At 67.0% G+C, this 26504-nt stretch carries 21 protein-coding genes, 1 tRNA gene and 1 pseudogene; 12 read left to right on the forward strand and 11 right to left on the reverse strand.

The genetic code is table 11. The features are described from left to right. The first annotated feature begins 93 nt into the window (after positions 1 to 93). Entirely contained in the window at positions 94 to 3249 is a 3156-nt protein-coding gene (locus ACQP1O_RS41420) for a heterodisulfide reductase-related iron-sulfur binding cluster (RefSeq protein WP_433563696.1), read from the forward strand. Positions 3250 to 3454: 205 nt separating this feature from the next. Beyond that, positions 3455 to 4216 (forward strand): copper homeostasis protein CutC, encoded by a 762-nt coding sequence (locus tag ACQP1O_RS41425; RefSeq protein ID WP_433563697.1) that lies wholly within the window; start codon positions 3455 to 3457, stop codon positions 4214 to 4216. A 593-nt stretch (positions 4217 to 4809) separates the two neighbouring features. Here ACQP1O_RS41425 and ACQP1O_RS41430 read toward each other — a convergent pair. The 3 genes and pseudogenes from ACQP1O_RS41430 to ACQP1O_RS41440 form a co-directional block, all read right to left on the reverse strand. Continuing rightward, a pseudogene (locus ACQP1O_RS41430) lies at positions 4810 to 6114 on the reverse strand (YibE/F family protein); the annotation flags it as partial. A 563-nt stretch (positions 6115 to 6677) separates the two neighbouring features. Further along, positions 6678 to 7937 (reverse strand): pyridoxal phosphate-dependent aminotransferase, encoded by a 1260-nt coding sequence (locus ACQP1O_RS41435; RefSeq protein ID WP_433567972.1) that lies wholly within the window; start codon positions 7935 to 7937, stop codon positions 6678 to 6680. 68 nt (positions 7938 to 8005) lie between these two features. After that, the gene (locus ACQP1O_RS41440) at positions 8006 to 9367 is read right to left on the reverse strand and encodes an XRE family transcriptional regulator (protein ID WP_433563698.1); all 1362 of its coding nucleotides are present in this window, start codon (positions 9365 to 9367) and stop codon (positions 8006 to 8008) included. 256 nt (positions 9368 to 9623) lie between these two features. Between ACQP1O_RS41440 and ACQP1O_RS41445 the strand changes: the two genes are divergently transcribed. Further along, on the forward strand, positions 9624 to 10073 hold the full coding sequence (locus ACQP1O_RS41445; protein ID WP_433563699.1) for a hypothetical protein: 450 nt from the start codon (positions 9624 to 9626) through the stop codon (positions 10071 to 10073). Positions 10074 to 10257: 184 nt separating this feature from the next. Here the strand turns inward: ACQP1O_RS41445 and ACQP1O_RS41450 are convergent, their stop codons facing one another. The 3 genes from ACQP1O_RS41450 to ctaD form a co-directional block, all read right to left on the reverse strand. Next, positions 10258 to 11667, reverse strand: coding sequence for an Hsp70 family protein (locus ACQP1O_RS41450; RefSeq protein WP_433563700.1), 1410 nt, complete (start codon positions 11665 to 11667; stop codon positions 10258 to 10260). 179 nt (positions 11668 to 11846) lie between these two features. Further along, complete coding sequence (gene dcd, locus ACQP1O_RS41455; protein WP_379404272.1) at positions 11847 to 12419, reverse strand: dCTP deaminase; 573 nt, start codon at positions 12417 to 12419, stop codon at positions 11847 to 11849. Between the two features lie 128 nt (positions 12420 to 12547). Beyond that, the gene (ctaD, locus tag ACQP1O_RS41460) at positions 12548 to 14302 is read right to left on the reverse strand and encodes an aa3-type cytochrome oxidase subunit I (RefSeq protein ID WP_433563701.1); all 1755 of its coding nucleotides are present in this window, start codon (positions 14300 to 14302) and stop codon (positions 12548 to 12550) included. Between the two features lie 299 nt (positions 14303 to 14601). Here ctaD and ACQP1O_RS41465 point away from each other — a divergent pair. Continuing rightward, positions 14602 to 14675: transfer RNA gene (locus tag ACQP1O_RS41465), tRNA-Gly, on the forward strand. A gap of 71 nt (positions 14676 to 14746) precedes the next feature. Here the strand turns inward: ACQP1O_RS41465 and ACQP1O_RS41470 are convergent. The 4 genes from ACQP1O_RS41470 to ACQP1O_RS41485 all read right to left on the reverse strand — a co-directional run bounded on the left by ACQP1O_RS41470 (position 14747) and on the right by ACQP1O_RS41485 (position 16198). After that, the gene (locus ACQP1O_RS41470; RefSeq protein WP_433563702.1) at positions 14747 to 15169 is read right to left on the reverse strand and encodes a hypothetical protein; all 423 of its coding nucleotides are present in this window, start codon (positions 15167 to 15169) and stop codon (positions 14747 to 14749) included. Positions 15170 to 15307: 138 nt separating this feature from the next. After that, complete coding sequence (locus ACQP1O_RS41475; RefSeq protein ID WP_433563703.1) at positions 15308 to 15640, reverse strand: hypothetical protein; 333 nt, start codon at positions 15638 to 15640, stop codon at positions 15308 to 15310. 50 nt (positions 15641 to 15690) lie between these two features. After that, positions 15691 to 15987, reverse strand: coding sequence for a hypothetical protein (locus tag ACQP1O_RS41480; RefSeq protein ID WP_433563704.1), 297 nt, complete (start codon positions 15985 to 15987; stop codon positions 15691 to 15693). Beyond that, positions 15974 to 16198, reverse strand: coding sequence for a hypothetical protein (locus tag ACQP1O_RS41485; RefSeq protein ID WP_040862373.1), 225 nt, complete (start codon positions 16196 to 16198; stop codon positions 15974 to 15976). The genes ACQP1O_RS41480 and ACQP1O_RS41485 overlap by 14 nt, the downstream gene beginning before the upstream one ends. Before the next feature lie 102 nt (positions 16199 to 16300). Between ACQP1O_RS41485 and ACQP1O_RS41490 the strand changes: the two genes are divergently transcribed. The 4 genes from ACQP1O_RS41490 to ACQP1O_RS41505 all read left to right on the forward strand — a co-directional run bounded on the left by ACQP1O_RS41490 (position 16301) and on the right by ACQP1O_RS41505 (position 19949). Further along, positions 16301 to 17080: an alpha/beta fold hydrolase gene (locus ACQP1O_RS41490; protein ID WP_433563705.1), complete on the forward strand. Its 780-nt coding sequence runs from the start codon at positions 16301 to 16303 to the stop codon at positions 17078 to 17080. A 9-nt stretch (positions 17081 to 17089) separates the two neighbouring features. Beyond that, the gene (locus ACQP1O_RS41495) at positions 17090 to 17848 is read left to right on the forward strand and encodes a crotonase/enoyl-CoA hydratase family protein (protein ID WP_433563706.1); all 759 of its coding nucleotides are present in this window, start codon (positions 17090 to 17092) and stop codon (positions 17846 to 17848) included. A gap of 156 nt (positions 17849 to 18004) precedes the next feature. Then, on the forward strand, positions 18005 to 19111 hold the full coding sequence (locus ACQP1O_RS41500) for a DUF4185 domain-containing protein (RefSeq protein ID WP_433563707.1): 1107 nt from the start codon (positions 18005 to 18007) through the stop codon (positions 19109 to 19111). Positions 19112 to 19211: 100 nt separating this feature from the next. Beyond that, positions 19212 to 19949, forward strand: a complete 738-nt coding sequence (locus tag ACQP1O_RS41505; protein WP_433563708.1) for a class I SAM-dependent methyltransferase — start codon at positions 19212 to 19214, stop codon at positions 19947 to 19949. 46 nt (positions 19950 to 19995) lie between these two features. On the opposite strand, the gene ACQP1O_RS41510 is transcribed toward ACQP1O_RS41505, so the two are convergent. After that, positions 19996 to 20601: an alpha/beta hydrolase family protein gene (locus tag ACQP1O_RS41510; RefSeq protein ID WP_433563709.1), complete on the reverse strand. Its 606-nt coding sequence runs from the start codon at positions 20599 to 20601 to the stop codon at positions 19996 to 19998. A gap of 290 nt (positions 20602 to 20891) precedes the next feature. On the opposite strand from ACQP1O_RS41510, the gene ACQP1O_RS41515 reads away from it, so the two are divergent. From ACQP1O_RS41515 to ACQP1O_RS41530, 4 genes are all read left to right on the forward strand, one after another. Then, entirely contained in the window at positions 20892 to 22718 is a 1827-nt protein-coding gene (locus ACQP1O_RS41515) for an acyl-CoA dehydrogenase (protein WP_433567973.1), read from the forward strand. Between the two features lie 625 nt (positions 22719 to 23343). After that, entirely contained in the window at positions 23344 to 24372 is a 1029-nt protein-coding gene (gene gnd / locus ACQP1O_RS41520) for a phosphogluconate dehydrogenase (NAD(+)-dependent, decarboxylating) (RefSeq protein WP_433563710.1), read from the forward strand. A gap of 161 nt (positions 24373 to 24533) precedes the next feature. Continuing rightward, positions 24534 to 25703 (forward strand): glycoside hydrolase family 3 N-terminal domain-containing protein, encoded by a 1170-nt coding sequence (locus ACQP1O_RS41525; RefSeq protein ID WP_433563711.1) that lies wholly within the window; start codon positions 24534 to 24536, stop codon positions 25701 to 25703. A 174-nt stretch (positions 25704 to 25877) separates the two neighbouring features. Continuing rightward, the gene (locus tag ACQP1O_RS41530; RefSeq protein WP_356995924.1) at positions 25878 to 26486 is read left to right on the forward strand and encodes a TetR/AcrR family transcriptional regulator; all 609 of its coding nucleotides are present in this window, start codon (positions 25878 to 25880) and stop codon (positions 26484 to 26486) included. The last annotated feature ends 18 nt before the right edge of the window (positions 26487 to 26504 follow it).

Raw genomic sequence — 26504 nt, forward strand, 5'->3', positions numbered from 1 at the left:
GCGGGTAACTTACCGTCCATTAGGATACGAGCAGCTCGAGGTGGAACCAGGCTGCCTCGCAAGACGCTCGTAGAACGTAAGAGAGGTCGCGACATGAATGCCCTGACAGTGACGCTGGGCACGATTGGGGCGGTGTTCACAGTCTTCTGTTGGGCATCGTTCATCGGAGGTGTGCGGAATATCGCGCGCACCGTGATGGTCGGGCAATCAGCACCCGATCGCTGGCGGCCGTTCTTCCCCCGCTTCAAGACCATGATCGTGGAATTCCTCGCGCACACGCGCATGAACAAATTCCGCACGGTCGGCTGGGCCCACTGGCTCGTCATGATCGGCTTCCTCGCCGGGTTCATCCTGTGGTTCGAGGCGTACGGCCAGATCTTCGACCCCGAATTCCACTGGCCCATCGTCGGATCCTGGGGCATCTACCACCTGGTGGACGAGATCCTCGGCATCGGAACGGTGATCGGCATTCTGGTGCTGATCGTCATCCGCCAGCTGAATCACCCGCGCGTGCCGCAGCGGCTGTCCCGGTTCAGCGGTTCCCGGTTCGCACCCGCGTACGTCATCGAGGCGATCGTCCTCGTCGAGGGCCTGGGCATGACCTTCGTGAAGGCGGGCAAGATCGCCACCTACCACGAATCCCACACCTGGAGCGACTTCTTCACCGAGCAAGTGGCCAAGCTGCTGCCCGATTCGGTGATCATGGTCTCGATCTTCGCGTTCATCAAGCTGGTCTCCGGCGCGACCTTCCTGCTGCTGGTCGGCCGCAATGTCACCTGGGGTGTCGCCTGGCACCGGTTCGCTGCCTTCCCGAACATCTATTTCAAGCGTGAGGCTGATGGTGGTGTCGCTCTGGGTGCGGCGAAGCCGATGATGTCGGGCGGTAAGCCGATCGAGATGGAGACCGCGGATCCGGACAATGACACTTTCGGTGTGGGTAGGTTCGAGGACTTCTCGTGGAAGGACATCCTCGATGTCACCACGTGTACCGAGTGTGGTCGTTGTCAGTCGCAGTGCCCGGCCTGGAATACGGGTAAGCCGCTCTCGCCGAAGTTGTTGATCATGTCGTTGCGTGATCATGGTTACGCCAAGGCCCCGTATCTGCTGGCGGGTGGCCGTAAGGATATGGGTGGCGAGGAGATCGGTCTGGTCGACGCCGAGGGTAGGCCGGATGAGCGTGCGCTGGCGAAGATTTCGGAGGCTGCGCGTGCGGAGGCGGAGCGTCCGCTGGTCGGTGGTGAGGATGTCGATGGCATCATCGATCCGGAGGTGTTGTGGTCGTGCACGACCTGTGGTGCGTGTGTGGAGCAGTGCCCGGTCGATATCGAGCATGTCGATCACATCATCGATATGCGCCGTTATCAGGTGCTGATCGAGTCGGAGTTCCCGTCGGAGTTGGCGGGGTTGTTCAAGAATCTGGAGAACAAGGGCAACCCGTGGGGTCAGAACGCCAAGGACCGGTTGAACTGGATCTCCGAGGTCGATTTCGAGATCCCGGTGTTCGGTAGGGATGCTGATTCCTTCGACGGGTACGAGTATCTGTTCTGGGTCGGTTGTGCGGGTGCGTATGAGGATCGTGCGAAGAAGACCACCAAGGCTGTCGCGGAGTTGTTGGCGACCGCGGGTGTGAAGTTCATGGTGTTGGGTCAGGAGGAGACCTGCACCGGTGACTCGGCGCGTCGTGCGGGTAACGAGTTCTTGTTCCAGCAGTTGGCGATGCAGAACATCGAGTTGTTGAACTCGGTGTTCGATGGTGTGGAGCAGGCCAAGAAGAAGATCGTGGTCACGTGTGCGCACTGTTTCAACGCGCTCAACAATGAGTACCCGCAGGTCGGCGGCACCTATGAGGTGGTGCATCACACCCAGTTGCTCAATCGTCTGGTGCGTGGCAAGGCGTTGGTGCCGGTGTCGCCGGTGGCGCAGAACGTGACCTATCACGACCCGTGTTATCTGGGCCGGCACAACAAGATCTACAACGCGCCGCGGGAGTTGATGCAGGCTTCGGGTTCGACGTTGGTCGAGATGCCGCGTCATGCCGAGCGTTCCATGTGCTGTGGTGCCGGTGGTGCGCGGATGTGGATGGAGGAACAGCTCGGTAAGCGCATCAATATCGACCGGGTCGACGAGGCCCTCGACACGTTGAACGGTGGTAACGAGCCGTCGATGATCGCGACGGGTTGCCCGTTCTGCCGGGTCATGCTGACCGATGGTGTCACCGCCCGCAAGGATGGTGGTGAGGTCGGTCAGGGTGTCGAGGTCGTGGATGTGGCGCAGCTGATGCTGCAGTCGATCAACCGTGTCGAGGCCGCGACCCTGACCGAGAACCTGCGCGTTGTGCAGCAGCCGAAGGCCGAAGAGCCCGAACCGGTTTCGGTGCCCGAGCCGGTCGAGGCCGAGGCCGCGGTCGAGGCTCCCGTCGAGGCTGCGCCGGCTGGTGGCGGTCTGGGGATGAAGGGTGGTGCGAAGGCTCCCGGTGGTAAGGGTCTGGCCATGAAGGGCGGCCTGAAGGCGCCGGGCGCGAAGGCCGCCGCTCCGGCCGCCGACGCTCCTGCTGCCGAGGTCGTGTCCGAGGCGACCGCGGCTCCGGCTGCGGCCAAGGGCCTGGCCATGAAGGGCCCGGCCAAGGCCCCCGGCAAGGGTTTGCAGATGAAGGGCGGTCTGAAGGCGCCGGGCGCGAAGGCTCCCGCCACCGAATCCGCTTCCACCGCAGCCGCTCCCACCGCAGCCGCGCCCGCTGAGGCTCCCGCGGCCCCGGCGGCCCCGGCGGCCAAGCCGGGTGGGCTTGCCATGAAGGGCGGGCTCAAGGCCCCCGGCGGCAAGGGCCTGCAGATGAAGGGTGCCGCCAAGGCTCCAGGTGCCAAGCCCGCCGCCGAGGCCGCCGCGCCGGCCGAGACCACCGCGCCGGCCGCGTCGGCCGTCGAGGCTTCGGCTCCGGCTGCTGAGGCCAAGCCGTCCATCGCGCCCAAGGGCCTGGCCATGAAGTCCGGCCTCAAGCGCCCCGGCCCGAAGGCTCCCGCCGCTGCGGCCCCGGCTGCCGCTGCGGCTCCGGAAGTGCCTGCGGCCGTAGTGGATTCGGCTCCGGCCGAGGCCGCTCCGGTTCCGGCCGCCGAGCCCGCCGCTGCGGCCGAACCGGCCGCGGCGGACAGCAATGGCACGTCGGAGGGCAATGGCGCGGCCAAGCCCCCGGCCGCCAAGCCGGGTGGCCTCGGCTTCAAGTCGGGCATGAAGGCTCCGGGCCGGAAGAACTAGGCCCGGCCCGAAACAGCGGGCAGCCGAACCTGATCGACGCGGGCGGCGCTACCAACCCGGTAGCGCCGCCCTCGTCGTTCCCGACGCCTACCAGCCCGTTCGCGCCGATTCGGCGGGGCGCTGCGGTGGCAATTCACGGGGCATTCGCAGCCCGTTGGCTAATCTCAGGCAACACGACGGGCCGGAGTTCGCCATACTGCAAGGTATGACGGATGCGCGGGCGGTGCGGGTCGAGATCGGGGTGGAGTCCCTGAGCGGGGTCCGGATCGCCGAACAGGCGGGGGCCGCACGGGTGGAATTGTGTACGGGGCTGACGGTCGGGGGACTCACACCCGGGCCGGCGCTCATCGAGGCGGCGGTGCAGGCCGCGGGGCATACCCGGGTGCATGTGCTGATCCGGCCGCGACCGGGCGACTTCCGCTACTCGGCCGACGAGGTGGCGCTGATGCGCACCGATATCGAGCGGGTGCGGGCGGCGGGCGCGCACGGGGTGGTGATCGGCGTCCTGGACGAGGACGGCCATGTCGATCCGGCCGCCAATACCGAGCTGCTGGCCGCCGCGGACGAGTTGGAGGTCACCTTCCACCGCGCGTTCGATGTGTGCGCGGATCCGTACGCGGGTTTCGACCAATTGCTGGAGCTGGGCTTCACCCGGTTGCTCACCTCGGGCCGCCAGGAGTCGGTGCTCGACGGCGCAGCCCTGATCGGCCGGCTGGTGACGCTGGCCGACGGCCGCATCGACGTGATGGCCTGTGGCGGCCTGCGGGCCGACAATGCCCGCCGGGTGATCGAGCTGACCGGAACCCGTGATCTACATGCGGCCGTGCGCATTCCGGTGCCCGGCCGCCCGCAGTCCGACTCCGAGGTCTCCTTCGCCGAATACGGAGTGCCCAGTGGCTTCGATCATTTCGCCACCGACGCCGACGGCGTATCGGCGCTCTGCGAGGCGGCGCGGAACACACACTGACAGTCGTCGCGAATGCGGTTCCGCCGCTCGGTTTTTCCCGCTACTACGAACAGGGGCGTGTTCCCGTTGGGAACAAGCCCCTCGCAGTCTCTTCCGCGGCATCAGGGCCGGGAGTGCCGTCCGCCACGCGGTGGCTCGGGCGGCCACCCCTGATCATCGGAGAAGCCCTGATCCTGCTGCCACCCCTGATCCTGCTGCCGGGCCTGGCCCCGCGTTCCCGAATCCGACCACGGTTCGCTCGGATTGAACCACGACGACGTCGTGTACTGCCGCTCCTCCGGCGGATTCGGATTCGGCTGCACCACACCGGTTCTCGGCACGGTCGGCGACTCGCTTCTACCGGACACACCGGGCTGCGCACCGGTCCGAGTCACGGGCTGCTCATCGGTCCACGAATCCCGCTGTCGCACACCGGTTCTCGGCACGGCCTGTTGCTCCCCGCTGTACGGTGCGCCCTGCTGACCACCTCGGCGCACCACCGGTTGCGATCCCGAGGGGTACTCGCCGGTGCGCGGATCACCGGCACGACGCGTCGCGGGCTGGGATCCGGTGCGCGGCCCACCCGCACGACGCGGCGTATTCCGTTGCGCCCCCGTACTTCGCGTCCGCTTGGCGCCCGCACCCGCGCGCACCTCGACCGGCTTGGCGCCCAGCGGCCGGGCCAACAGCACCGCGATGGCGGTGGTCAGCGGCACCGACAGGGCCAGCGCGATACCGCCGACCGCCGACCGCGCGATCTCGATGCCCACCGCGTCACCGGTCAGCACATCCCGCATGGGCCGTCCGGCCACGCTGAACAGCAGCAGCAGCGGCAGCGCCCCGCCGGCGTAGGCGAGCACCAGGGTGTAGACGGTACTGGCGATATGGTCCCGGCCGACCCGCATCGCCGCGGAGAAAATGCTGCGGCGGTTGGCCTTCTGGTCCAGCGCCGCCAGCTCGAACGCGGCCGAGGCCTGGGTGATGGTGACATCGTTGAGCACACCGAGCGAGCCGATGATGAATCCGGCCAGCAGCAGCCCGGTAATGCTCACGTGCTGGATATACGCGGCGACATTGGTGTTCTGCTCTTCGGACAACCCGGTGAGATGGGTGACCTTCAACGACACCCACGCCAGCACCGCCGCGAGCACCATCGAGGTCAGCGTCCCCAGCAATGCCGAACTGGTGCGCAGATTCACCCCGTGTGCCAGATACAACACGGAGTAGAGGATCACCGCCCCCGCGACCAGCGCCACCGGTATCGCCGGTTTTCCGTCCAGCAGCGCGGGCAGCAGGAACATCACCAGCACCCCGAACGCGATGACGAGTCCGATCAGCGCCCGCAGCCCGCGCCATCGCGCCACCGCGATGATGACCACCGCGAACACGATCCCGATGATGCTCAACGGCAATCCACGCGCGAAGTCGTCGAACGAATAGAGGGTTGACCCGCTCGGATCCTGCGGAGTCTTCGGCGCCGCCTGCGGCACAATCCGAATCTTGTCCCCCACACTCAAATTCGGCTGGTCCGGCGTAGGCGAATTGACGAAGACCGTCCAACTCCCCTTGTCCGCCCCCGAATCGATCGAGATCACACTGCGCGCACACTGCCGCTGCGCCGCCGCGAGCAACTCCGGCTCAACAGTGAATACCTTCCCGTTCGACACATCCCCACAGGGCCCGAGATCCTGCTTGACCACCGTCCCCGCCTCGGAGTGCACCGCACCCCCGCCCCCGTTCTGCATGGGCAACGGAATATCGACATGCTGAGTACTCGGCCAGAGCCAAACCAGCCCCACAACGACCGCCACCCCGATCGCCGCCAATAGCCCGACGACAACCCGGGCCGCATTAGTCCCGATAGCAATAGGCCCGGAGTGGTCATGATGATGGTGATGAGAGTGCTGGTGATCGCTCACCCGCCGAGCCTAAACGAAAACCATTACTGACATGCTGAGAGGTTCTCCTCAGACCGTCGGGCAAAGAATTCTTCCCGATCCCCAAGGCGACAACTGATCTCGCAACGTTCGGGGTAACTCACCGGGTACCCCCGAAATCATCTCGGCTCCCAACGCAGGCACGGATGCAAATCCGGCAACGGCTCTCAGCCGTCCGCTGAAGGCCCGGGGATGCGGGATTGCGGGAGGGGCGGCGGAGAGCAGGGGGATGTCTCCGCCGCCCGGGTCAGCGGCCCAGGGGGGGTAGGCCGGCTAACCAGGGCCGGACGGCCCAGGGGGGGTAGGCGGTCCGGCCGGGCACTCTGAGTGCCGAGGACCACTGTACACAAAAGACGGTTCTTTGCGCTAGCTAAGTCTCTAAAAACCCAACTTTTTCGAACCTACGGTCTGTTTTAGCCAGGGTCTCACCTGTGCCACAGCCCCCAGAGCCCGTGTCCGCGACCGGACAAAGCGACATAGGCGCAGGTCAGCAAGGTTCACGGGAATCCCCATGAACCTTACCGTCAAATATTTCCGACCGGAAGTTACTGCCGGTAGCCGGCCAGGAAGTTGCCGAACCGTTCGATGGCGACCGACAGGTCCCGCGCCCACGGCAGCGTGACGATGCGCAGATGGTCGTGGTGCGGCCAGTTGAACCCGGTCCCCTGCACCATCAGGATCTTCTCCTGCAGCAGCAGATCCAGCACCAGCTTCGAATCGTCGTGGATCTCATGGACTTCCGGGTCCAGCCGCGGGAACGCGTACAGGGCGCCCGTGGGCTTCACGCACGAGACGCCCGGAATCGTATTGAGCTTCTCCCAGGCCACATCCCGCTGTTCGAGCAGCCGCCCGCCCGGCAGCACCAGGTCGTCGATGCTCTGATGTCCGCCCAGCGCCACCTGAATGGCATGCTGTGCGGGCACATTCGGGCACAGCCGGGTGGAGGCCAGCAGGTCGATGCCCTCCAGGAAGCCGCCCGCATGATCCTTGGGACCGGTGATGACCAGCCAGCCCGAGCGGTAGCCGGCCACCCGGTACGCCTTGGACAGGCCGTTGAAGGTGAGGCACAGCAGGTCCGGGGCGAGCGTCGCCAGCGAGACGTGCTTGGCGCCGTCGTAGAGGATCTTGTCGTAGATCTCGTCGGCCAGCAGCAGCAACTGATGCTTGCGGGCCAGGTCCACCACCTGCTGCAGCACCTCGGCGGAGTACACCGCGCCGGTGGGGTTGTTGGGGTTGATCACGACAATCGCCTTGGTCTTGTCGGTGATCTTGGATTCCATGTCGGCGATGTCCGGCTGCCAGTCATTGGACTCGTCGCACAGGTAGTGCACCGGGGTGCCGCCCGCGAGCGAGGTCATGGCCGTCCACAGCGGATAGTCCGGCGCGGGAATGAGCACCTCGTCGCCATTGTCGAGCAGCGCCTGCATGACGATGGTGATCAGCTCGGAGACGCCGTTGCCCAGGTAGACATCGTCCACATCGAATTCCGGGAAGCCGGGCACCAATTCGTAGCGGGTGAAGATGGCCCGCCGTGCCGGCAGGATGCCCTTGGACTCCGAGTAGCCCTGCGCGTAGGGCAGCGCCGCGATCATGTCGCGCATGATGACGTCGGGCGCGTCGAATCCGAACGGCGCGGGATTGCCGATGTTCAGCTTCAGGATCCGGTGCCCCTCGGCCTCCAACCGTGCCGCGTGTGCGTGTACCGGACCCCGGATCTCGTAGAGCACGTTCTGGAGTTTGGTGGACTGTTCCAGGACGCGGGGGGACCGATGCGGAAGGTGACTCGATGGGCTCACCCCGTCAATGGTGCCATTCGCCCGCAACCAGCTTTCTTCGTGTCCAGCTCGGGGCCACTCGGACGGTAGCGTGGCGGCTACCTCGCGGTATCGGGGGGCAGCACGCTTCTGGCAGCCGTGGAGCCGCAGAAGTCCTCGATCCTCTCGTCCAGGTCCTGCGCTTCACCGGAGTCCCGGAACTCCGGGCCGGCCAGCCGCCGGCGCACCGCGCTGAGCCGTTCCTCCAACTGTGCGATCCGCTTGTCCTCGTCCAGGTCCAGCACCGGCTCCAGGGCCGCGGCGGCGCCGTCGAGGCTGCCGTTGATCAGGTGAGCGGCCGCATTGTCCACCCGGGCCAGCGACTCCGCGCCGTAGGAGCGCTTGTCGGTCGGGCCGTTCACGTACAGGTCGATGGCCCGGCTGGTGGCGTCCAGGGCAGGCTCGGCCTGGCCCAGATGGATATACGTGGCGCCGGCGTAGTAGTGGCTCTTGGGCTGGTTGAACCCGAACACGCCGCCGACGTCGTCGTGCAGGTTGTCGCTGGATTCGCCGTCACGGGCGTCGTCGGCGGCGCGGATGCAGCGCTCGGTGTCGGCGGTGCTGCCCAGCCGCGACCAGATGCGCGCCTCGATGTTCAGCAGCCGCACCCGCGAGGTCGCGGATTCGGCGTAGCGCTGGCCGCTCTGGGCCAGCAGAACCGCCCGGCGCGGCCGCTCGGACCGGTACTCGATGAGCGCCTGCATGCCGCGGGTCCAGGCGCGCAGCGGATCGTGCTCGCACAGTTCGGCGTAAGCCCAAGCGGCCCTTGCCTGTTCACCGGCCGCGTCGAAATAGCCCAGATCCGTGCTGGCATTCGCCAGCAGACCGGACAGGGTGCCCGCCAACAGATACAGGTGCGCCGTATCGGACGGACGCTGATGGCCTTCCAGTAACCGGTACACCCGACGCCGTACCCGCAGCATCTCCACCATCATCGGCACCGGCGGCATGTGTACGTAATCGTTGGCGATGCGCGTGACATCCGCGTCGAGCTGTTCCAGCAGGGTCGCACCCACATTGGTGCCCTCGGCCCTCCCCGCGTGCTCGCTTGCTTCGTGAGCAGCCGCCATGATCAGATCCCTCTCCGAAATCGCCGCTAACGCGTCGCCCCTCATCGCACCCGTATCGACGAGTGCCAGCAGTTCCGCGTCGCTGGAATACCTGGCCTGCGCCGGCATCCCGCTCCGGAACTCGGAACCGCCTTGGCGCACATCGAAACCGGGAACGGCGGGGCGGTCGATCAAGGGCTGGTCGATCAAGGCCGCGAACCGTGCCCGCACAACATCGTCGGACCTGGCAAGGGACGTATCGAGGGCGGCCTGATTGATGGGGCGGGGATGCACCCGATCGCCCCCGGCCTCCCATTTCGAGACCAGTCGTTCGTGCACACCCAGGTGGGCGGCGAACTCCCGGATACTCATGCGTTTGGCATCGCGGAGGGCCCGGGCCTCTTTGCCTGACCAGTGCCGGACCACGCTGCCATCCCTTCCGAACGAACTCCGAACTCCAGGGTACGAGCGGAAAGTGGCGGCGACCACATCCGAAACCTTCTCGGTACCAGGCGTTATACGCACCGGTAATAGTGGCGGCGGAAAGGCAGCGGAAGGCGGGTGTTCGGGCGTTCTCTCAGTGGCCCCCGGCACGCGACCCTGGTGGCTGGGGCAAGGAGGCGGGGACGTGAACGCGGACAGGCTCAGAACAGTCGAAGACTGGGTTTCCCACTACCGGTACGAGTTCGGGCTGCCGGTCATCGAACGCGGCGGATTCGTCATGCTTCCCGTCACCGCACAGATCGGGGTGGTGCAACTACCGGTCGCTCGGGCCGAAATGGTACGCGGCGCATTGCAACAGCGGTGCTGTGGCGGGCCCACGCTGGCCCGGCAGATTCGCTGGAGCTTTCTGGCCGAACCGGATTCGCGGCCCGGCGAACAGATCATGGCGGCGCTCAACCGGCTCGATGTCGGCATTCCGGCCGTCGGCAGCGCGGTCATGCTCCCCACCGGCCTCGGCCGCTGGACGCGCGAGGGCTGCCACTGGGTGACGCCACCCGCACGTGATTCCGAACTCCCACCCCTGTCGGCGATCATCACGACAGCTCTGGCGGTGGGAGCGGAGAGCGAGGACTGAACGCAGCCGGTCCTCGCACCACCGAGTCCGCCCCTCCTGGCAGTCGACGGGGCGGACTCGGCTCTTTTCAACTCTCGAAACTCTCAGAGGCGGGTGCCAGGCTCGTTCCCGCCCCCGGTCGGCGACGAACAGCCGATGGGTCTGGCCCACAACGGCTTTCGGGCTCGCCGGGTAGCGAAGGACGTCAGCGCGCTTGCTGGGGCGGGGCAGGTGGGAAGAGCGGGGGGAGGGTGGGGACGACCACGGGCGGAAGGCCCGGGATGATCGTGATCGTGTTCGGGCCGGGCGTGGTGGTGGGGGCCTCGGTGGTGGTGGTGGAGTAGGTGTGGGGCTGGGGTGCGGCCAGGGACTCGTTGGTGGCGTCGGTGGTGGTGGGCGACGCGACCGCGGGTTCGTTGGAGGGGCGGGTGGTGCTGGCCGGGACCGAGCTGGTGACGGCGTCCTGGCGCTGCGAATCATGGGTCAGGACTTGGGGTCCCCAGCCGAGAGTGATGCCGATGGCGGCCACCACGACGAGCGCGCCGACGGCGACGCCGGCCAGGCTGACCTCGCGGCGGCGGCCGAATTTCTCCGCCGTACCCGGGGGAACAGGCCAGGACTGGCTGGGCTCCGGAGGTGTGGGTACGGCGTCCTTGCGTGGGGCGGCGGGGAAGGGCGCGGGTGCGGGCCGGTGCAGGACCGGGCGGGCCAGCATGGCCGCGCCGCGGGTGACCACGGTGTCCGGAGCGGCCGGGACGATGACGGGGACGCCCAGCCAGCGTCGCAAAACCTTTGCCACCAGCGGAATCTGGGCGCAGCCGCCGAGCAGGGCGACCGCCTGCACGGGCTGCTCGGAGCGCAGGATGACATCGCGCGTCATGCGGGCGGAGGATTCCACGGCCAGCATGATGAGGGCCTCGAAGTTCTCCTGCGACAGCAGCACCAGGCCCTCGGTGGAGGGCAGCGCCACCGCGCTGCTGCTGGAGAGCTGCTCCTTGGCCTCGCGGCAGAGCTTGTCGAGCGCGGTGAGCCCGGTGTGATCCGGCGGATGAGCGATTCGTCCGGAGGCGATCTGCTGTTCGCGGATCAGCGCGTCCAGGTAATCACCGCTGATATCACTGGTGCGTTCGCTGAAGCAGACCTGCCGGGTGCCGGTATCGACCACCGTCACCGACAACCCCGACGCGCCCAGGTCATAGAGCGCTACGGTGCCGAAACCCTGCAGCTCCCCGGAGTATTCGAGGAATTCCAGCGCCGCCACCACGTCGGGCACCAGCTCGTAATTGGTGAACTGCCGCCGCGCCAGCTCGGCCCGGATGGCCCGCGCGTGATTCTCGTCCCGGTAGGCGATGGCGGTGGCGCTGATCCGCGAATCCGCGGCGAGCACCGCCCCGACGGCATCGGCGACCAGCTCGTCGACCCGGCGTTCACCGACCGGCACCGCCTGCACGTCGAATGCGTCCGGCGGGCCGTCGAATCCGCTGCGGGCCCGGGCGTATCGCTGCTGCGGGGGCGCGCCCAAATTGCGTGCGGCCTGTTCGGCGGAATCGCCGGTGAACGGACGTGCGACGCGAACCGCACCCGCCCCCACCGAAACTCCCAGAACCGAACTCATCGCTGCCCATCTCGTCGCACACACCTACCGTCGCCACCTTACGACGTACCGGGCCATCCGTACACCCGCTGTACCCGCCCATCGGACGGCGTATTAGCGCCACTGACGACGGTCAACTCTCCAGGCAGCGGCCGAATTACGCCGAGCGCCGGGTCGAAACCGCTACCCCGTAATGCAACTCACTTGGACACGGGAAAATTCAGATAGGCCCGCGACGGTGTCGGCCCCCGCTGACCCTGATATTTCGAGCCGGCCGCGGCACTGCCGTACGGGTGCTCGGCCGGACTGGTGAGCCGGATAAGACACAGCTGCCCGATTTTCATGCCGGGCCACAGGGTGATCGGCAGGTTCGCCACATTCGACAGTTCCAGCGTGATGTGCCCGCTGAATCCGGGGTCGATGAAGCCCGCGGTGGAGTGCGTCAGCAGGCCCAGACGCCCCAGACTGGACTTGCCCTCCAGCCGGCCGGCCAGATCGTCGGGCAGCGAACACACCTCGAGCGTGGAGCCGAGCACGAATTCGCCGGGATGCAGCACGAACGGCTCCCCCGCGGCGGGTTCCACCAGGGTGGTCAGCTCGTCCTGCCGCTGCGCCGGATCGATATGCGTGTAGCGGGTGTTGTTGAACACCCGGAAGAGACTGTCCAGCCGCACATCGATACTCGACGGCTGCACCAGCTTCTCGTCGAACGGCTCGACCCCGAGACGTCCATTGGCGATTTCCTTGCGGATGTCGCGATCACTAAGCAGCACTGTGCCATTTTGCCCTCCGCTTCGCTCCGGGCGGTTCGCGGCCCCCAAGGTCTCGTTCTTCCCTCCCTCCGCTCCTCCGCTTCGCTCCGTCGCTCCGCTCGGTCCAGAACGAGAAGGGCCGCGAACTTTCAGTGCTCTACCGGCGGGTTTTCCGGCGTGGAGACCTCGATCACCTGTTTCGGTTTACGCAGTCCCCAGGTGGCGTGGGCCTCGGCGCGCATGCGGGGGACCATGTGCGGGTAATGCAGTTCGAATGCCGGGCGCTCGGAGCGGATGCGCGGCAGTTCGTAGAAGTTGTGCCGGGGCGGCGGGCAGGTGGTGGCCCATTCCAGGGAATTGCCGTAACCCCACGGGTCGTCGACGGTCACCACTTCGCCGTAGCGGTAGCTCTTGAAGACATTCCACACGAACGTGACCATCGAGAATCCGAGAATGAACGAGCCGATGGTGGAAATGGTATTGAGCGTGGCGAATCCGTCGCTCGGCAGGTAATCCGCGTAGCGGCGCGGCATGCCCTGGTTACCCAGCCAGTGCTGCACCAGGAACGTGGTGTGGAAACCCAGGAACGTGGTCCAGAAATGCAGTTTCCCGAGCCGTTCGTCCAGCAGCCGCCCGGTCATCTTGGGGAACCAGAAGTAGATACCGGCGAAGGTGGCGAACACGATGGTGCCGAACAGCACGTAATGGAAATGCGCCACAACGAAATACGTGTCGGAGACGTGGAAGTCCAGCGGCGGCGAGGCCAGGATGACGCCCGAGAGCCCGCCGAACAGGAATGTCACCAGGAAGCCCACCGAGAACAGCATGGGTGTCTCGAAGGTCAGCTGCCCGCGCCACATGGTGCCGACCCAGTTGAAGAACTTCACTCCCGTCGGCACCGCGATGAGAAAGGTCATGAACGAGAAGAACGGCAGCAGCACCGATCCCGTCGCGTACATGTGGTGCGCCCACACCGCGATGGACAGCGCGCCGATGGCCAGCGTCGCGTACACCAGCGTGGTGTAGCCGAACAGCGGTTTGCGGCTGAACACCGGGAAGATCTCGGTCACGATGCCGAAGAACGGCAGCGCCACGATATAGACCTCGGGATGCCCGAAGAACCAGAACAGATGCTGGTACAGGATGACCCCGCCATTGGACGAGTCGTAGATGTGCCCGCCCAGGTGCCGGTCCACCTCCAGGCCCATGAGCGCTGCGGTGAGAATCGGAAACGCCAGCAGCACAAGCACACTCGTGACCAGGATGTTCCAGGTGAAGATGGGCATGCGCCACATGGTCATGCCGGGACAGCGCAGGCAGATGACCGTGGTGATCATATTGACCCCGCCCAGGATGGTGCCGACGCCGGACACCGCGACGCCCATGATCCACAGGTCCGCGCCCACGCCCGGTGCGTGTTCGGCCAGGCTGAGCGGGGTGTAGGCGGTCCAGCCGAAGTCCGCGGCGCCGCCCGGCGTGACGAATCCGGCGGTCGCCATGGTGGCCCCGAACAGGTAGAGCCAGTAGCTGAGCGCGTTCAGCCGCGGGAAGGCGACATCCGGCGCGCCGATCTGGAGCGGCAGCACCGCATTGGCGAATCCGAAGACGATGGGCGTCGCATAGAACAGCAGCATGATGGTGCCGTGCATGGTGAACAGCTGGTTGAACTGTTCCGGCGTCAGGAACTGCATGCCCGGCCGTGCCAGCTCCGCCCGCATCAGCAGCGCCATCAGGCCGCCGACCAGGAAGAACGCCATGGCCGTGAACAGGTACATGTTCCCGAGCATTTTGGGATCGGTGGTGGTGATGGCCTTCCACAGATACGACCCCCGGGGTCCCATCCGCCGTGGAAATGGCCGCACGGGTTCGAGCTCGGGAACTTCACGAGCGGGCACCGCGGTCATACGTCCTCCTCGACCGCCGAGCAGGAGCACCGAGCGCACGCTTCAGCTAACGTTCAGCGCATCCAAACTTCCTGTGGTGGACGGGTTTTCGACCCTGCGGGCGAGTCTACGACCCCCCGTAGGCGTAACCAGCTGCTTCTGCGAAAGAGCTCCGCGATCTTCGGCGCGTCGTCCACGACACGGGGAACCCCGGGACCGGACACACCCGCGCTCACCCCGCCCGCGACCTGCGAGTAGATCCGAGAAGTTGCACCGGGCGAGAAGTGGTCTGATAGAGTCGCGTGCGCAAGCAGGACCGCGCCGGTGTGGTGTAGTGGCAACACGCTACCTTCCCAAGGTCGAATTGCGGGTTCGATTCCCGTCACCGGCTCCACGTGAAAGGCCCCGTCCATCGGACGGGGCCTTTCCGCATTGTCACAGCGGGACTTCCCGCATGTCACCGCACTACTTGACGCACTCCGTGGCGATTCGCTTGGTGGCCTTGCCCGCCTTGATCAGATCCTCGGTCCCGAGGCTGACCTTGGCCGGGTTGGTGCCGTTGGCGCTGTCGATGATCTTCTGGATGCCGCTGTCGGACAGGCCTTCCTGAAGGTAGATATCGGCGACGCAGTCCGCGGTCTGCTGACCGAGTTTGCCCTTGTCCTGCAAGGCTTTCGAGATCTGCGCGGCGGTCAGCGCGCTGCCGCCCGGGCCGGTGGTCGCCGCCGCCGAGGTGGTGGGCGCCCCGGACACGCTGGTCGCGGCCGCCGAGGTGGCCGTCGCCGCGGGCGCGGTCGTGGTGACGGGGTTGGCCGATTGCTGGTCATTGCTGCACGCGGACAGCAGCGGCAGCGCCAGCAGCGCCACCACGACGACGTATTTCCGCATTTGTGATCCCTCCCGGACACCGGGTCGATCCCGGTCGATTCTGAGATTGCACACCGGCACCCGGGAGTTAACAAGCGGAGATCGAAAACCGCGGGCCGCCAGGGCCGCTGGCGATCGCGCTACCGCGGTGACCCGGCGCTACTGCGCCGCCTGCATGCAGGCGGTGACGATCTTGGTGGCCGCGGCCTGTGCCTTGTCCGTGTCGTCCTTGCTCATGCCGGCCGACTCCATGTCCGTCACATTGCCGGACTTGGCGTCGTTCTTGATCATGCGACGCAGTCCGTCCTGCGAAATACCCTGGTCCACGAAGACTTTCGCGGCGCAGTCGGCGAACTTGGCTTCGAGACCACCGGCCTGCAGCGATTTGGACACATCAGCCTGGGTGACATCGGCGGGCTTGTCGCCGCTGCCGCCGCACGCGGCCAGCAGGGGAAGCGCGACGAGCGCGGCGGCCAACAAGGAAATGCGCACTGGTGCCTCTACTCTCGAGGATCGACGGGAGAACTGCCGCAGGCACCCTCTCACAGATCCATGGCGGCGCGCAGCGCTGTGTCGATTCGCTCGGCCGTTTCGGTGTCGACTTCGGCGATGCGACGGTCCAACCAGCCACGATAGATACGGCCCAGATTGCCGGCATGGACCCAGCCGTGACCGGGAATGGGCACGGCCAGAATGTCGCGGGGATCCCCGGCCTCGACCTCGGCGGCGATCAGCCAGGGGCGCGGCGACTCGTTGATGCCGTCGCTCGAGATGAGGATGATGGTGCGGGTTCGGGTGGTGCCGTGCGGGTGGTAGACCCAGAGTTCACCCCTGCGCACGCAGCTCCTTTTCGGCGGCGAGCTTTTCCGCCTCGTCGGCCGCGGCGAGTTCGACCGGGTCCGGCACCGGGCCGCACCCCAGCCGCACGGCTTCGCGGCGCGCGGCGCGGGAAATCCACGCCGACGGCGACATGCCCGCGCGGGCGGCGGCATCCTGTGCATAGGACCAGGCCGCCTCGTCCAGCGACAGTGTCACTTTCCGGGTTGCCATACCTTTTATCGTACCGCCGGAGCGGAATTCTCCCGCCTGTTGGCGACACGTCAACGACTGTAGGGTGAGACTCGCAGGGATCAGGACAGGGGAGAGTCGCGCATGACGAAGTTGAACCATTACCGGACCGGCAGCGGCGACCCCCTGGTGCTCGTGCACGGCGTCGGCAGCCGCTGGCAGGTATGGGAGCCGATCATCGGCGCCCTGGCCGAATCCTTCGACGTGATCGCGGTCGACCTGCCCGGATTCGGCGACAGCGCACCGCTCGAGCACACCACCGTCTCCACCCTCACCGATGCCCTGGTCGATTTCCTCGCCGCCGAGGGCATCGAGAATCCGCATCTGGCAGGCAATTCCATGGGCGGCGGCATCGTGCTGGATCTGGCCGCGCGGGGCCTGGCGCGCTCGGTCACCGCCTACTCCCCCATCGCGTTCTGGGACACCGCGGGCCGCGTCTGGTGCCAGCAGGCGCTGGGCCGCGCCAAACAGCTCTCCAGGGTGCTGCATCCGGCCGTGCCCGCGGTGCTCGGAAACATCGTCGGCCGTTCCGCCTTCCTCGGTCTGGTGTTCGGCAAGCCCTGGGCGATCGACGCCCGGGTGGCCGTGGACACCGTCGAGGGCCTGCTCGGCGCGGCGGGCTTCGATGCCGCGCTGGCCTCCTTCACCGATTTCCGGCTCCCCGACCGCACCGCCTTCGGCGACATCCCGATCACCATCGCCTGGGGCAACCGTGACATTCTGCTCACGTACGCCACGCAGTCCCGGCGCGCCCGCGCGGAACTGCCCGGCGCGCGGCACGTCACCCTGCACGGCAGCGGCCATACGCCCTTCTTCGATGATCCGGCCGGCTGCGCGCGCCTGCTCCTGGACCAGCTCGGATAAGGAAAGACCGTGAGCCACAACGTTTCCCTCACCTTCGACGGCGACCGGGCGTACGTGGCCCTGGACCGGCCGGACAAGCACAACGGCCTGACCATCGACATGCTGAACGAGCTGGTCCGGGTCGCCGGGATCATCGGCAAGCGCTCCGACATTCGCGCCGTCATCCTCTCCGGCAACGGACCCAGCTTCAGCTCCGGCCTGGATATCGCCAAGGCCATGGGCAACCCGCTGGACGTGGTGCGCAACTTCGTCCCGCTGCCGTGGCGCGGCACCAATACCTTCCAGGAGGCCTGCTGGGCCTGGCGGCGACTGCCGCAGCCGGTGATCGCCGTGGTGCACGGGCGCTGCTACGGCGGCGGACTGCAGATCGCGCTGGCCGCCGATTTCCGGTTCGTCACACCGGATTCGGAGTTCGCGGTCATGGAGGCCAAGCACGGGCTGATCCCGGACATGACCGGCGCGGCCACCCTGTCCCGGCTCATCGGCCTCGATCAGGCGCTGCTGCTCACCATGACCGCCGACCCGGTAAACGCCGCCTACGCCGAGCGCATCGGCCTGGTCACCGAGGTCACCGCCGACCCGCGCGCGGCCGCCGAGAAACTGGCCGACCGCATCGCCGCCCGCTCCCCGCAGGCCGTGGCGAGCGCCAAGAAGCTGTTCGACCGCTCCTGGCACGCGTCGGTGCGCCGGACCCTGGCCGTGGAACGCGCCACCCAGCTGCCGCTGATCCTGAAGCAGGCGCTCGACCGTGGTAGGAATAAAAAGTAAGCCAATTCACGGCAAATATCCCGGTTTGCAAGCCCCCGAATTCGGGTATCGCTGTTAGCATTTTCACACTTTGTCAACGAGTCGAACGCATTGTGCGGCCCGTCACATACCGTGTGGTCCGCACATTATTCGGCGAGACCCGGAGGAAGCACCGCATTGACCAAGACCGCCCCGCTGCTGCTTTCCGCGATAGCAGGTGCCACGGCCTTGCTCCTTACCGTGACCATGCCGGCTGCAGCCAATCCGAATGCAATCAACCCGATTCCGGTGCTGAACGGCTCGAACGGTTTGCCGCAGCTGCCGGGCCGCACCAAGGCGGTCTTCCAGGTCACCGGAATGGCCAGCCCCAACAACACCCAGAGCTACAACGTGCTCGGGACCGACCTGGGCATCATGTGGGACGACGGAAACGGCGAGATGCTCACCGCATTCGGTGACACCGCCGGCCTGGGCCTGCCGAACCTGCTGGTCGGTAGCACCTGGGCGTGGCGTTCGAACATCCTGCTGCGCTCGCACACCCAGGACCCCGCGAACGGCATCTACTTCGACTCGGTGGTGCGCGACATCTTCGGCCAGGCGCGGGATCTGATCCCCAGCCCGAAGATCCCGTTCATCGAGATCAGCCGCATCCCCACCGCGGGCATCTCGGTCGGCGGCACCCAGATCATGAGCCTGATGTCGGTGAAGAGCTGGGACGACGTGGGCGAGTGGACCACCAACTACTCCAGCCTCGCGGTGTCCGGCGACAACGGCGAGAACTGGGTGGAGCTGCCCGCCACCCGCCGCCCCGACGACGGCGGCAACGCGAACTTCCAGATGAACGCCTTCGTCAAGCGTGACGGGTTCCTCTACGAGTTCGGCACCGCATCCGGCCGCAACCACCCGGCATACGTCGCCCGCGTCCCCGAGGCGGCGGTCACCGATATGGACGCGTACGAGTATTGGGACGGCGGCAAGTGGCAGAAGGACGTCAATGCGGCGCAGCCGGTGATCGGCGGCGGCATGGCGGAGATGTCGGTGCAGTGGAACGACTACCTGGGCCAGTACGTCATGCTCACCACGGATCCGTGGAACTCGGTGGTCATGTACACCTCGCCGAGCCCCGAGGGACCGTGGAGCCCACCGTCGGTGCTCATCGACACGCGGGAACTGCCGACGGCGTACGCGCCGTACATCTTCCCGTACCAGACCGGGCGTGACCTGTACTTCCTCACCACGGTCCACAGCCAGTACAACGTGCTGCTGATGCACACCACACTGTAGAAAACCCGATACTCGGGAATCCCGTTGAGACACTCGGCCGCGAACGCCTCCGCGTTCGCGGCCGAACTCGTCTCGGCACACAGCTCATAGACTCGTCCCCATGGATGCCGCCGAATGGGACGAGCACTACGCCAGTACCGAATTGGTGTGGGGCGCGCCTCCGAATGCCACGGTGGTCGAACAGGTCTTCGGGCTGGAGCGGCGGGCGCCGGTCGGCGGGATCGATGAGCCGCGGCCGGAGCTGCCGCGGGTGCTGGACCTGGGGTGCGGTGAGGGCCGGAACGCACTGTGGCTGGCCACCCACGGCTGGCGCGTGGACGCCGTCGACTTCTCCCAGACCGGCATCGACAAGGGCCGGACCGTCGCCTCGCGGCTGTCGCGCTCGGTGCGCGGGCGCATCCACTGGATCCACGCGAATGTCATGCAGCTGGACGCCGCCGGCATCACCGGACCCTACGAGCTCATCCTGGTCGCCTTCCTGCACCTGCCCGCCGCGGACCGCCGCGCCCTGCTGCTGCACGCGACCGAGATGCTCTCCCCCGAGGGCACCCTGCTGGTGATCGGCAATGACACCCTGAACCTGGCGGAAGGCTATGGTGGCGAACAGGATCCGGCCCGGACCTTCACCCCGGCCGACATCCTCGCCGACCTCTCCCCCGCCGAGCCCGACATCCGCATCCGCATCGCCGACCGCGTGCACCGCCCCACCGAGGACCGCGACGCCATCGACGCCCTGGTGGTGGCGACCAGGCTCGCACCGGAACTCCGGGACGAGCCCCTCGCCCTCGAAGCCCCGCAACCGCCGGCGCTCGACTCTTCCGACGGCACCCCGCGCTAGTTGCGGACAGCCGTTCCGGTGAGCCGGGCGCGGACCGACGTGGCGTTCAGCTCGCGGACCAGCGCTCCAGCCACGGCATGAGCACGGCGACGATCTCCTCGAATCCCGCCCGATACGAATGTGCCTGTCCCGCAACGACATGCACCTCGGTCGCGTCGGCGGCCTCCGGGATACCGAACGGGTCGCGGGCGCCGTTGACCACGACGACCTCGATATCGCCGGGAGCGAGCAGCTCCTCGCGCCGCGACTTCTCGGGCTTGCCCGGCGGATGCAGGGGGAACGAGAGCGCGACCACGCCCCGCGCCCCGGCCGCCCGCGCGGTCCGGCACGCCACCCGCGCGCCATTGCTGCGCCCACCCTGGACCAGCGGCACCCCGCGGACCTTCTTCCGCAGCGCCGCAATGATTTCCAGCCACGCCGCGTCCTGCACGTCGGCCTTGCCCGGCGCGCGCCGCCCCGCCACCCGGTACGGCTGGGTCACCAGCGCCACCGCGCCGCCCATTCCCACCGCCGAATCCCGCAGGGCCAGTATGTCTTTCGCATCGACGCCGCCGCCGGCGCCATGGGTGAGCACGAGCAGGAACCGCGGCTTCGCCCGCCCGCGCCGCTCGATCTCCACCTCCGCCGGTCCGGCACTCGTCTCGATGCGCATGTAGGCACCGTAATCAGCCACGCGGAGCGCGTTCGCGCGGCACACCGGCGGACCACACCGCCGCCACCGGACCTCGATCGACCAGCCCTGCAACCCCGGGTCCCGGCAACTCGCGTGCTTTCAGTCACATTCGGCCGTGATGACCTTGGCGCACCTCTTACCGGTCGGTAACATGACGCATAAGTTACCCGCCAGTAGCGCTGCTTTACGGTGTCTACCCGGTGGAGACCTAACGGGCGGGAACGGCACACACCGAACCGCACCCATCTCAATGGAGAGTGAGTACGACCATGGGTCACTACAAGAGCAACGTTCGCGACCTCGAGTTCAACCTCTTCGAGTTCCTCGGCATCCAGAAGCTGCTCGACGCGGGCGCCTACGGCGACCTCGACGCCGACACCGTCAAGGAGATGCTGAACGAGGTCCGTCGTCTGGCCGAGGGCCCGCTGGCGGATTCGTTCGTCGACGGCGACCGCAACCCGCCGACCTTCGACCCGGAGACCCACACGGTCACCCTCCCCGACTCCTTCAAGAAGTCCTACCGCGCCCTCGAGGACGGCGGCTGGTCCAAGGTTCCGGTCCGCGAGGAGCTCGGTGGCCTCGGCGCCCCGTCCGTCGTCGGCTGGGCCCTGGGCGAGATGGTCCTCGGCGCCAACCCGCCGGCCCAGATGTACGCCGCCGGTGCGGGTTTCGCGCAGGTCTTCTACAACAACGGCACAGATGAGCAGAAGAAGTGGGCTCAGAAGATCGCCGACCGCAACTGGGGCGCCACCATGGTGCTGACCGAGCCCGACGCGGGCTCCGACGTCGGCGCCGGCCGCACCAAGGCGATCCAGCAGGAGGACGGCTCCTGGCACATCGAGGGCGTCAAGCGCTTCATCACCTCGGGCGACTCCGACGACCTGTTCGAGAACATCATGCACCTGGTGCTGGCCCGCCCCGAGGGCGCCGGCCCGGGCACCAAGGGCCTGTCGCTGTTCTACGTGCCGAAGTTCCACTTCGACTTCGACACCGACACCATGGGTGAGCGCAACGGCGTGTTCGTCACCAATGTCGAGCACAAGATGGGCATCAAGGTCTCGGCCACCTGTGAGGTCACCTTCGGCGGCCACGGCGTTCCGGCCAAGGGCTGGCTGGTGGGCGAGGTCCACAACGGCATCGCGCAGATGTTCGACGTCATCGAGAACGCGCGAATGATGGTGGGCACCAAGGCCATCGCCACCCTGTCGACCGGTTACCTGAACGCGCTCGAGTACGCCAAGACTCGCGTGCAGGGCGCCGACCTGACCCAGATGACCGACAAGAGCGCCCCGCGCGTCACCATCACCCACCACCCGGACGTGCGTCGTTCGCTGGCCATGCAGAAGGCGTACGCCGAGGGCCTGCGCGCCGTATACCTGTACACCGCCGCGCACCAGAACGCCGACATCGCCGAGCTGGTCTCGGGTGCCGACAAGGACACCGCGTTCCGCGTCAACGACCTGCTGCTGCCGATCGTCAAGGGTGTCGGTTCCGAGCGGGCCTACCAGTACCTGACCGACTCGCTGCAGACCTTCGGTGGCTCCGGCTTCCTGCAGGACTACCCGATCGAGCAGTACATCCGCGACGCCAAGATCGACTCGCTGTACGAGGGCACCACCGCCATCCAGGCGCAGGACTTCTTCTTCCGCAAGATCGCCCGCGACCGCGGTGTGGCGCTGGCCCACGTGGCCGGCCAGGTGCAGCAGTTCATCGAGCGCGAGGGTGGCAACGGCCGCCTGAAGGCCGAGCGCAAGCTGCTGGCCACCGCCCTCGAGGACGTGCAGGGCATGGCCGCCACCCTGACCGGGCACCTGATGGGCGCCCAGCAGGACCCGAAGGAGCTCTACAAGGTCGGCCTGGGCTCGGTCCGCTTCCTGCTGGCCGTCGGCGACCTGATCATCGGCTGGCTGCTGCTGGCCCAGGCCGAGGTCGCCATCAACGCCCTCGACAACGGCTCGAACGAGCCGTTCTACCAGGGCAAGATCGCCACCGCGCAGTTCTTCGCCCGCAATGTGCTGCCGGAGCTGACCTCGATCCGCACCGTCCTGTCCAACCTGGACAACGACATCATGGAGCTGGACGAAGCGGCCTTCTGACGCCGGGTCCCGGGGGCTCCGCCCCCGAACCCCCAGTACCAAGCGATGCGGCCCGGAATCTTCCGGGCCGCATCGCTTTTGGCGTTTGTTCGCAGGCGGCCTACCAGTGCTCACCCGAGGCGGAGGCGGAGATGGTGCTGATGAAGCCGAGGATGAAGTGAGCCAGCCAGTCCATGGGGTACCCGTCTGTCGTACTGAAGAATGATTGCCTCAGAACGCTATCCACAACCGATGCCGAACGGTTGCCCCGAACTTCCCGGGCATGGCCCTCGCGGGTGCTCGCTTCATGAGGCATCGGCCCCCTGCCACGGCCAGCAGCACACCGGCGGCGATCTCAGCGCGGCGGGCATTTTCGGGTCCAGAAGTTGGCGAACGCCAGGACTTCCACAGCTCACAACCATCTTCCCCAGCCGTCAGCAAATCTTCTGCAACGATAACTGGGGGCAAAAATAGAGCTCCGTGCGGTTGCCGGGTCGGGGGTCTGGCAACAGCACGGAGCCATCCCTTCTATCGACACCCATTCCAGGGCGTTACACACCCGTTCCGCCCGAATGGAAAAAACTTCGCAACCCACCGCTGGGACAATCGGGACGGATCGGAACCGTACGACGCGAGGAGACCACTCATGGAGCTCGGAATGATCGGACTCGGCCGGATGGGCGCGAATATCGTGCGCCGGATCGTGCGGGACGGGCATACGGCCGTCGGCTACGAACGCCACCCGGAGCACATCGAGGAACTCTCCGCCGAACTCGGCGACAGCTTCCGGGGCAGCACCGAACTCCCCAAGTTCGTGGCCATGCTCACCGCCCCGCGCGTGGTGTGGGTCATGATCCCCGCGGGCGCCACCGGCGCGGTCATCGACACGCTGGCCGGGCTGCTGGAACCCGGCGACATCATCATCGACGGGGGCAACAGCCGCTACCACGAGGACATCGCGCGGGCGAAGGCCCTGCGACCCAGGGGCATCCACTACGTGGACATCGGCACCTCGGGCGGCGTATTCGGGCTCGAGCGCGGCTTCTGCCTGATGATCGGCGGCGAGAACGACACCGTCGCCCACCTGGACCCGCTGCTGCGGTCGATCGCGCCCGGCGTGGACGCCGCGCCGCGCACCCCCGGCCGCACCGGCACACCCTCCACCGCCGAACAGGGCTATCTGCACTGCGGTCCCGCGGGTGCGGGGCACTTCGTGAAGATGGTGCACAACGGGATCGAGTACGGCGCGATGGCCGCGTACGCGGAGGGCCTCAACATCCTCCACCGGGCCGATGTCGGCGAGCACCAGGACGGCGAGCACTCCGCGGAGATCACCCCGCTCGAAAATCCCGAGTACTACCGCTACGACATCGACGTGCCCGAGGTCACCGAGGTGTGGCGGCGCGGTTCTGTGGTCGCCTCCTGGCTGCTCGATCTCACCGCCGCCGAGCTCTACGCCGACCCGAACCTCGATTCCTTCGGAGGCCGCGTCTCCGATTCGGGCGAGGGTCGCTGGACCCTCGATGCCGCCATCGACGAGGGTGTGCCCGCCCCCGTCCTGTCCGCGGCGCTGTTCCAGCGCTTTTCCTCCCGCGGCGAGGGGCTCTACGCCGACAAGGTTCTTTCGGCCATGCGCCAAGCCTTCGGCGGGCATCACGAATTGCCGAAATCATGACTGGGATACGAAGGGCGACAACTGATCTCGCAACTTCGGGTAACTCGCCGGGTACACCCGGAATCGGTTCGGCACCCGATCGCCGGCACGGGTGCGAAACCGGCAACGTCCGTCGGCGGGCCGCCAAGGTCGCGGGGAGGCGGACGAGCTACCGTCGGGGCATGCGCCTTCTACCGGGAATCGTCGTCGCGGTAACCGCACTCGTGTTGTCCGGCTGTTCCAGCGGAGACAACTCGTCCACCCAATCCGCGCAGACCAGCAGCGGATCCCCGAGCAGCACCACCACCATCGCACCGCCGACCACGGTTCCCGCGCAGCAGGACTGCGCGGCCGGCTATCTGTCGCAGTTCACGCTGCGGCAGAAGCTGGCGCAGCTGCTCACCGTCGGCGTCACCGGCGAGGCCGATGCCGAGAACGTGGTGCGGACCGAGCAGATCGGCGGCATCTTCGTCGGCAGCTGGACCGACAAGGCCATGCTGGCCCAGCATCAGGTGGACGCGGTCCAGAAGGCCTCGCGGACACCGCTGATGGTGACCATCGACGAGGAGGGCGGGCGGGTCTCGCGCGCCAAGGATCTGATCGGGGCCGCGCCCTCGTCCCGAGTGGTCGCACAGACCATGAGCCCGGACGAGTTCTACACCTTCAGCCTGGACCGGGCGCAGAAGCTCAAGGCGCTGGGCGTGACCGTGGACTTCGCGCCCGACGTCGATGTCAGCAGCCAGCCCGACGATTCGGTGATCGGCGACCGCTCCTTCTCCGACGACCCGGACGTGGTGGTGCAGTACGCGGGCGCGTTCATCCGGGCCTTCAAGGACGCCGGGGTGGGCAGCGTCATGAAGCACTTCCCGGGCCACGGTTCGGGCTCGGGCGACTCGCACACCGGCGCGGTGCAGACCCCGCCGCTGGATCAGCTGCAGAACAAGGACCTGGTGCCGTTCCGGCAGCTGGTGGATTCGGGCGCGGCGGTCATGGTCGGCCACCTGGATGTGCCCGGGCTCACCACCCCGAATGTGCCGGCCAGCATCAGCCCGCAGGCCATGGCGCTGCTGCGGCAGGGCACCGGCTACGGCGCAGCACCCTTCGACGGTGTCATCTTCACCGACGATCTGGGCGGCATGGCGGCCATCAGCAATCGCATGAGCATCGAGGACGCGGTGGAGGCCGCCCTGGTCTCGGGCGCCGACAATGCGCTGTGGATCACCACGGACGCGGTGCCGAAGGTGCTCGACCGGCTCGTCGACGCGGTCAACGGCGGCCGCTTACCGGGAGCCCAGGTGGATGCCTCGGTGCTTCGCATGGCAAAGTTCAAGGGCTCCGCGCCGCACTGCTGAGCAAACTTCCGGTTTCGAGAACATCTCGCGGATCGGCCCGCCGCGGCGCGAAAGCGCTGTCGAGCGCGGCATTGGCGAAGGTCCGGCAATTCACGCTCGTGGAACTTACCATGGAGTAAGATAAGGACTTCGACGCTCGTCGAGAGCGTCGACTGTCCGGTTTTAGGAGAGTGAATGGCAGGCGGAACGAAACGGCTTCCTCGCGCGGTGCGCGAGCAGCAGATGCTCGACGCCGCCGTGGAGGTCTTCTCGCGCAAGGGGTACCACGACACCTCCATGGACGCCATCGCCGCCGAGGCGAAGATCTCCAAGCCGATGCTGTACCTCTACTACGGGTCGAAGGACGAGCTCTTCCGCGCCTGCATCCACCGCGAGAGCATGCGGTTCATCGAGGCGGTCGCGGTCGCGGGCAACCCCAAGCTCACCCCGCACGAGCAGCTGCGCGCGGGCCTGGAGGCCTTCCTGTCCTACGTGGACCAGAACCGGCTGTCCTGGCAGGTCCTCTACCGGCAGGCGCTGGGCCAGCAGCCCTTCGCCTCCGAGATCGCCAACAGCCGCGACCGGGTCATCGAACTCACCGCCAAGCTGCTCGAATCCAGCGCCAAATACGCCGAACCTGGCACCAATTTCGAGGTGGTGTCGGTGGCCGTGATCGGCGCGGGCGAGGCCATTGCCGACCGGGTCGCCAGCGGGCAGATCGATATGGCCGAGGCCGTGAACCTGCTCGACGATCTGGCCTGGCGCGGTCTGTCCGGCAGCAAGAAGAAGACCGAACCGGTCTGACCCGCGCCCGGGCCGTGC

Source organism: Nocardia sp. CA-151230 (assembly GCF_050942175.1).
GTDB lineage: Bacteria > Actinomycetota > Actinomycetes > Mycobacteriales > Mycobacteriaceae > Nocardia.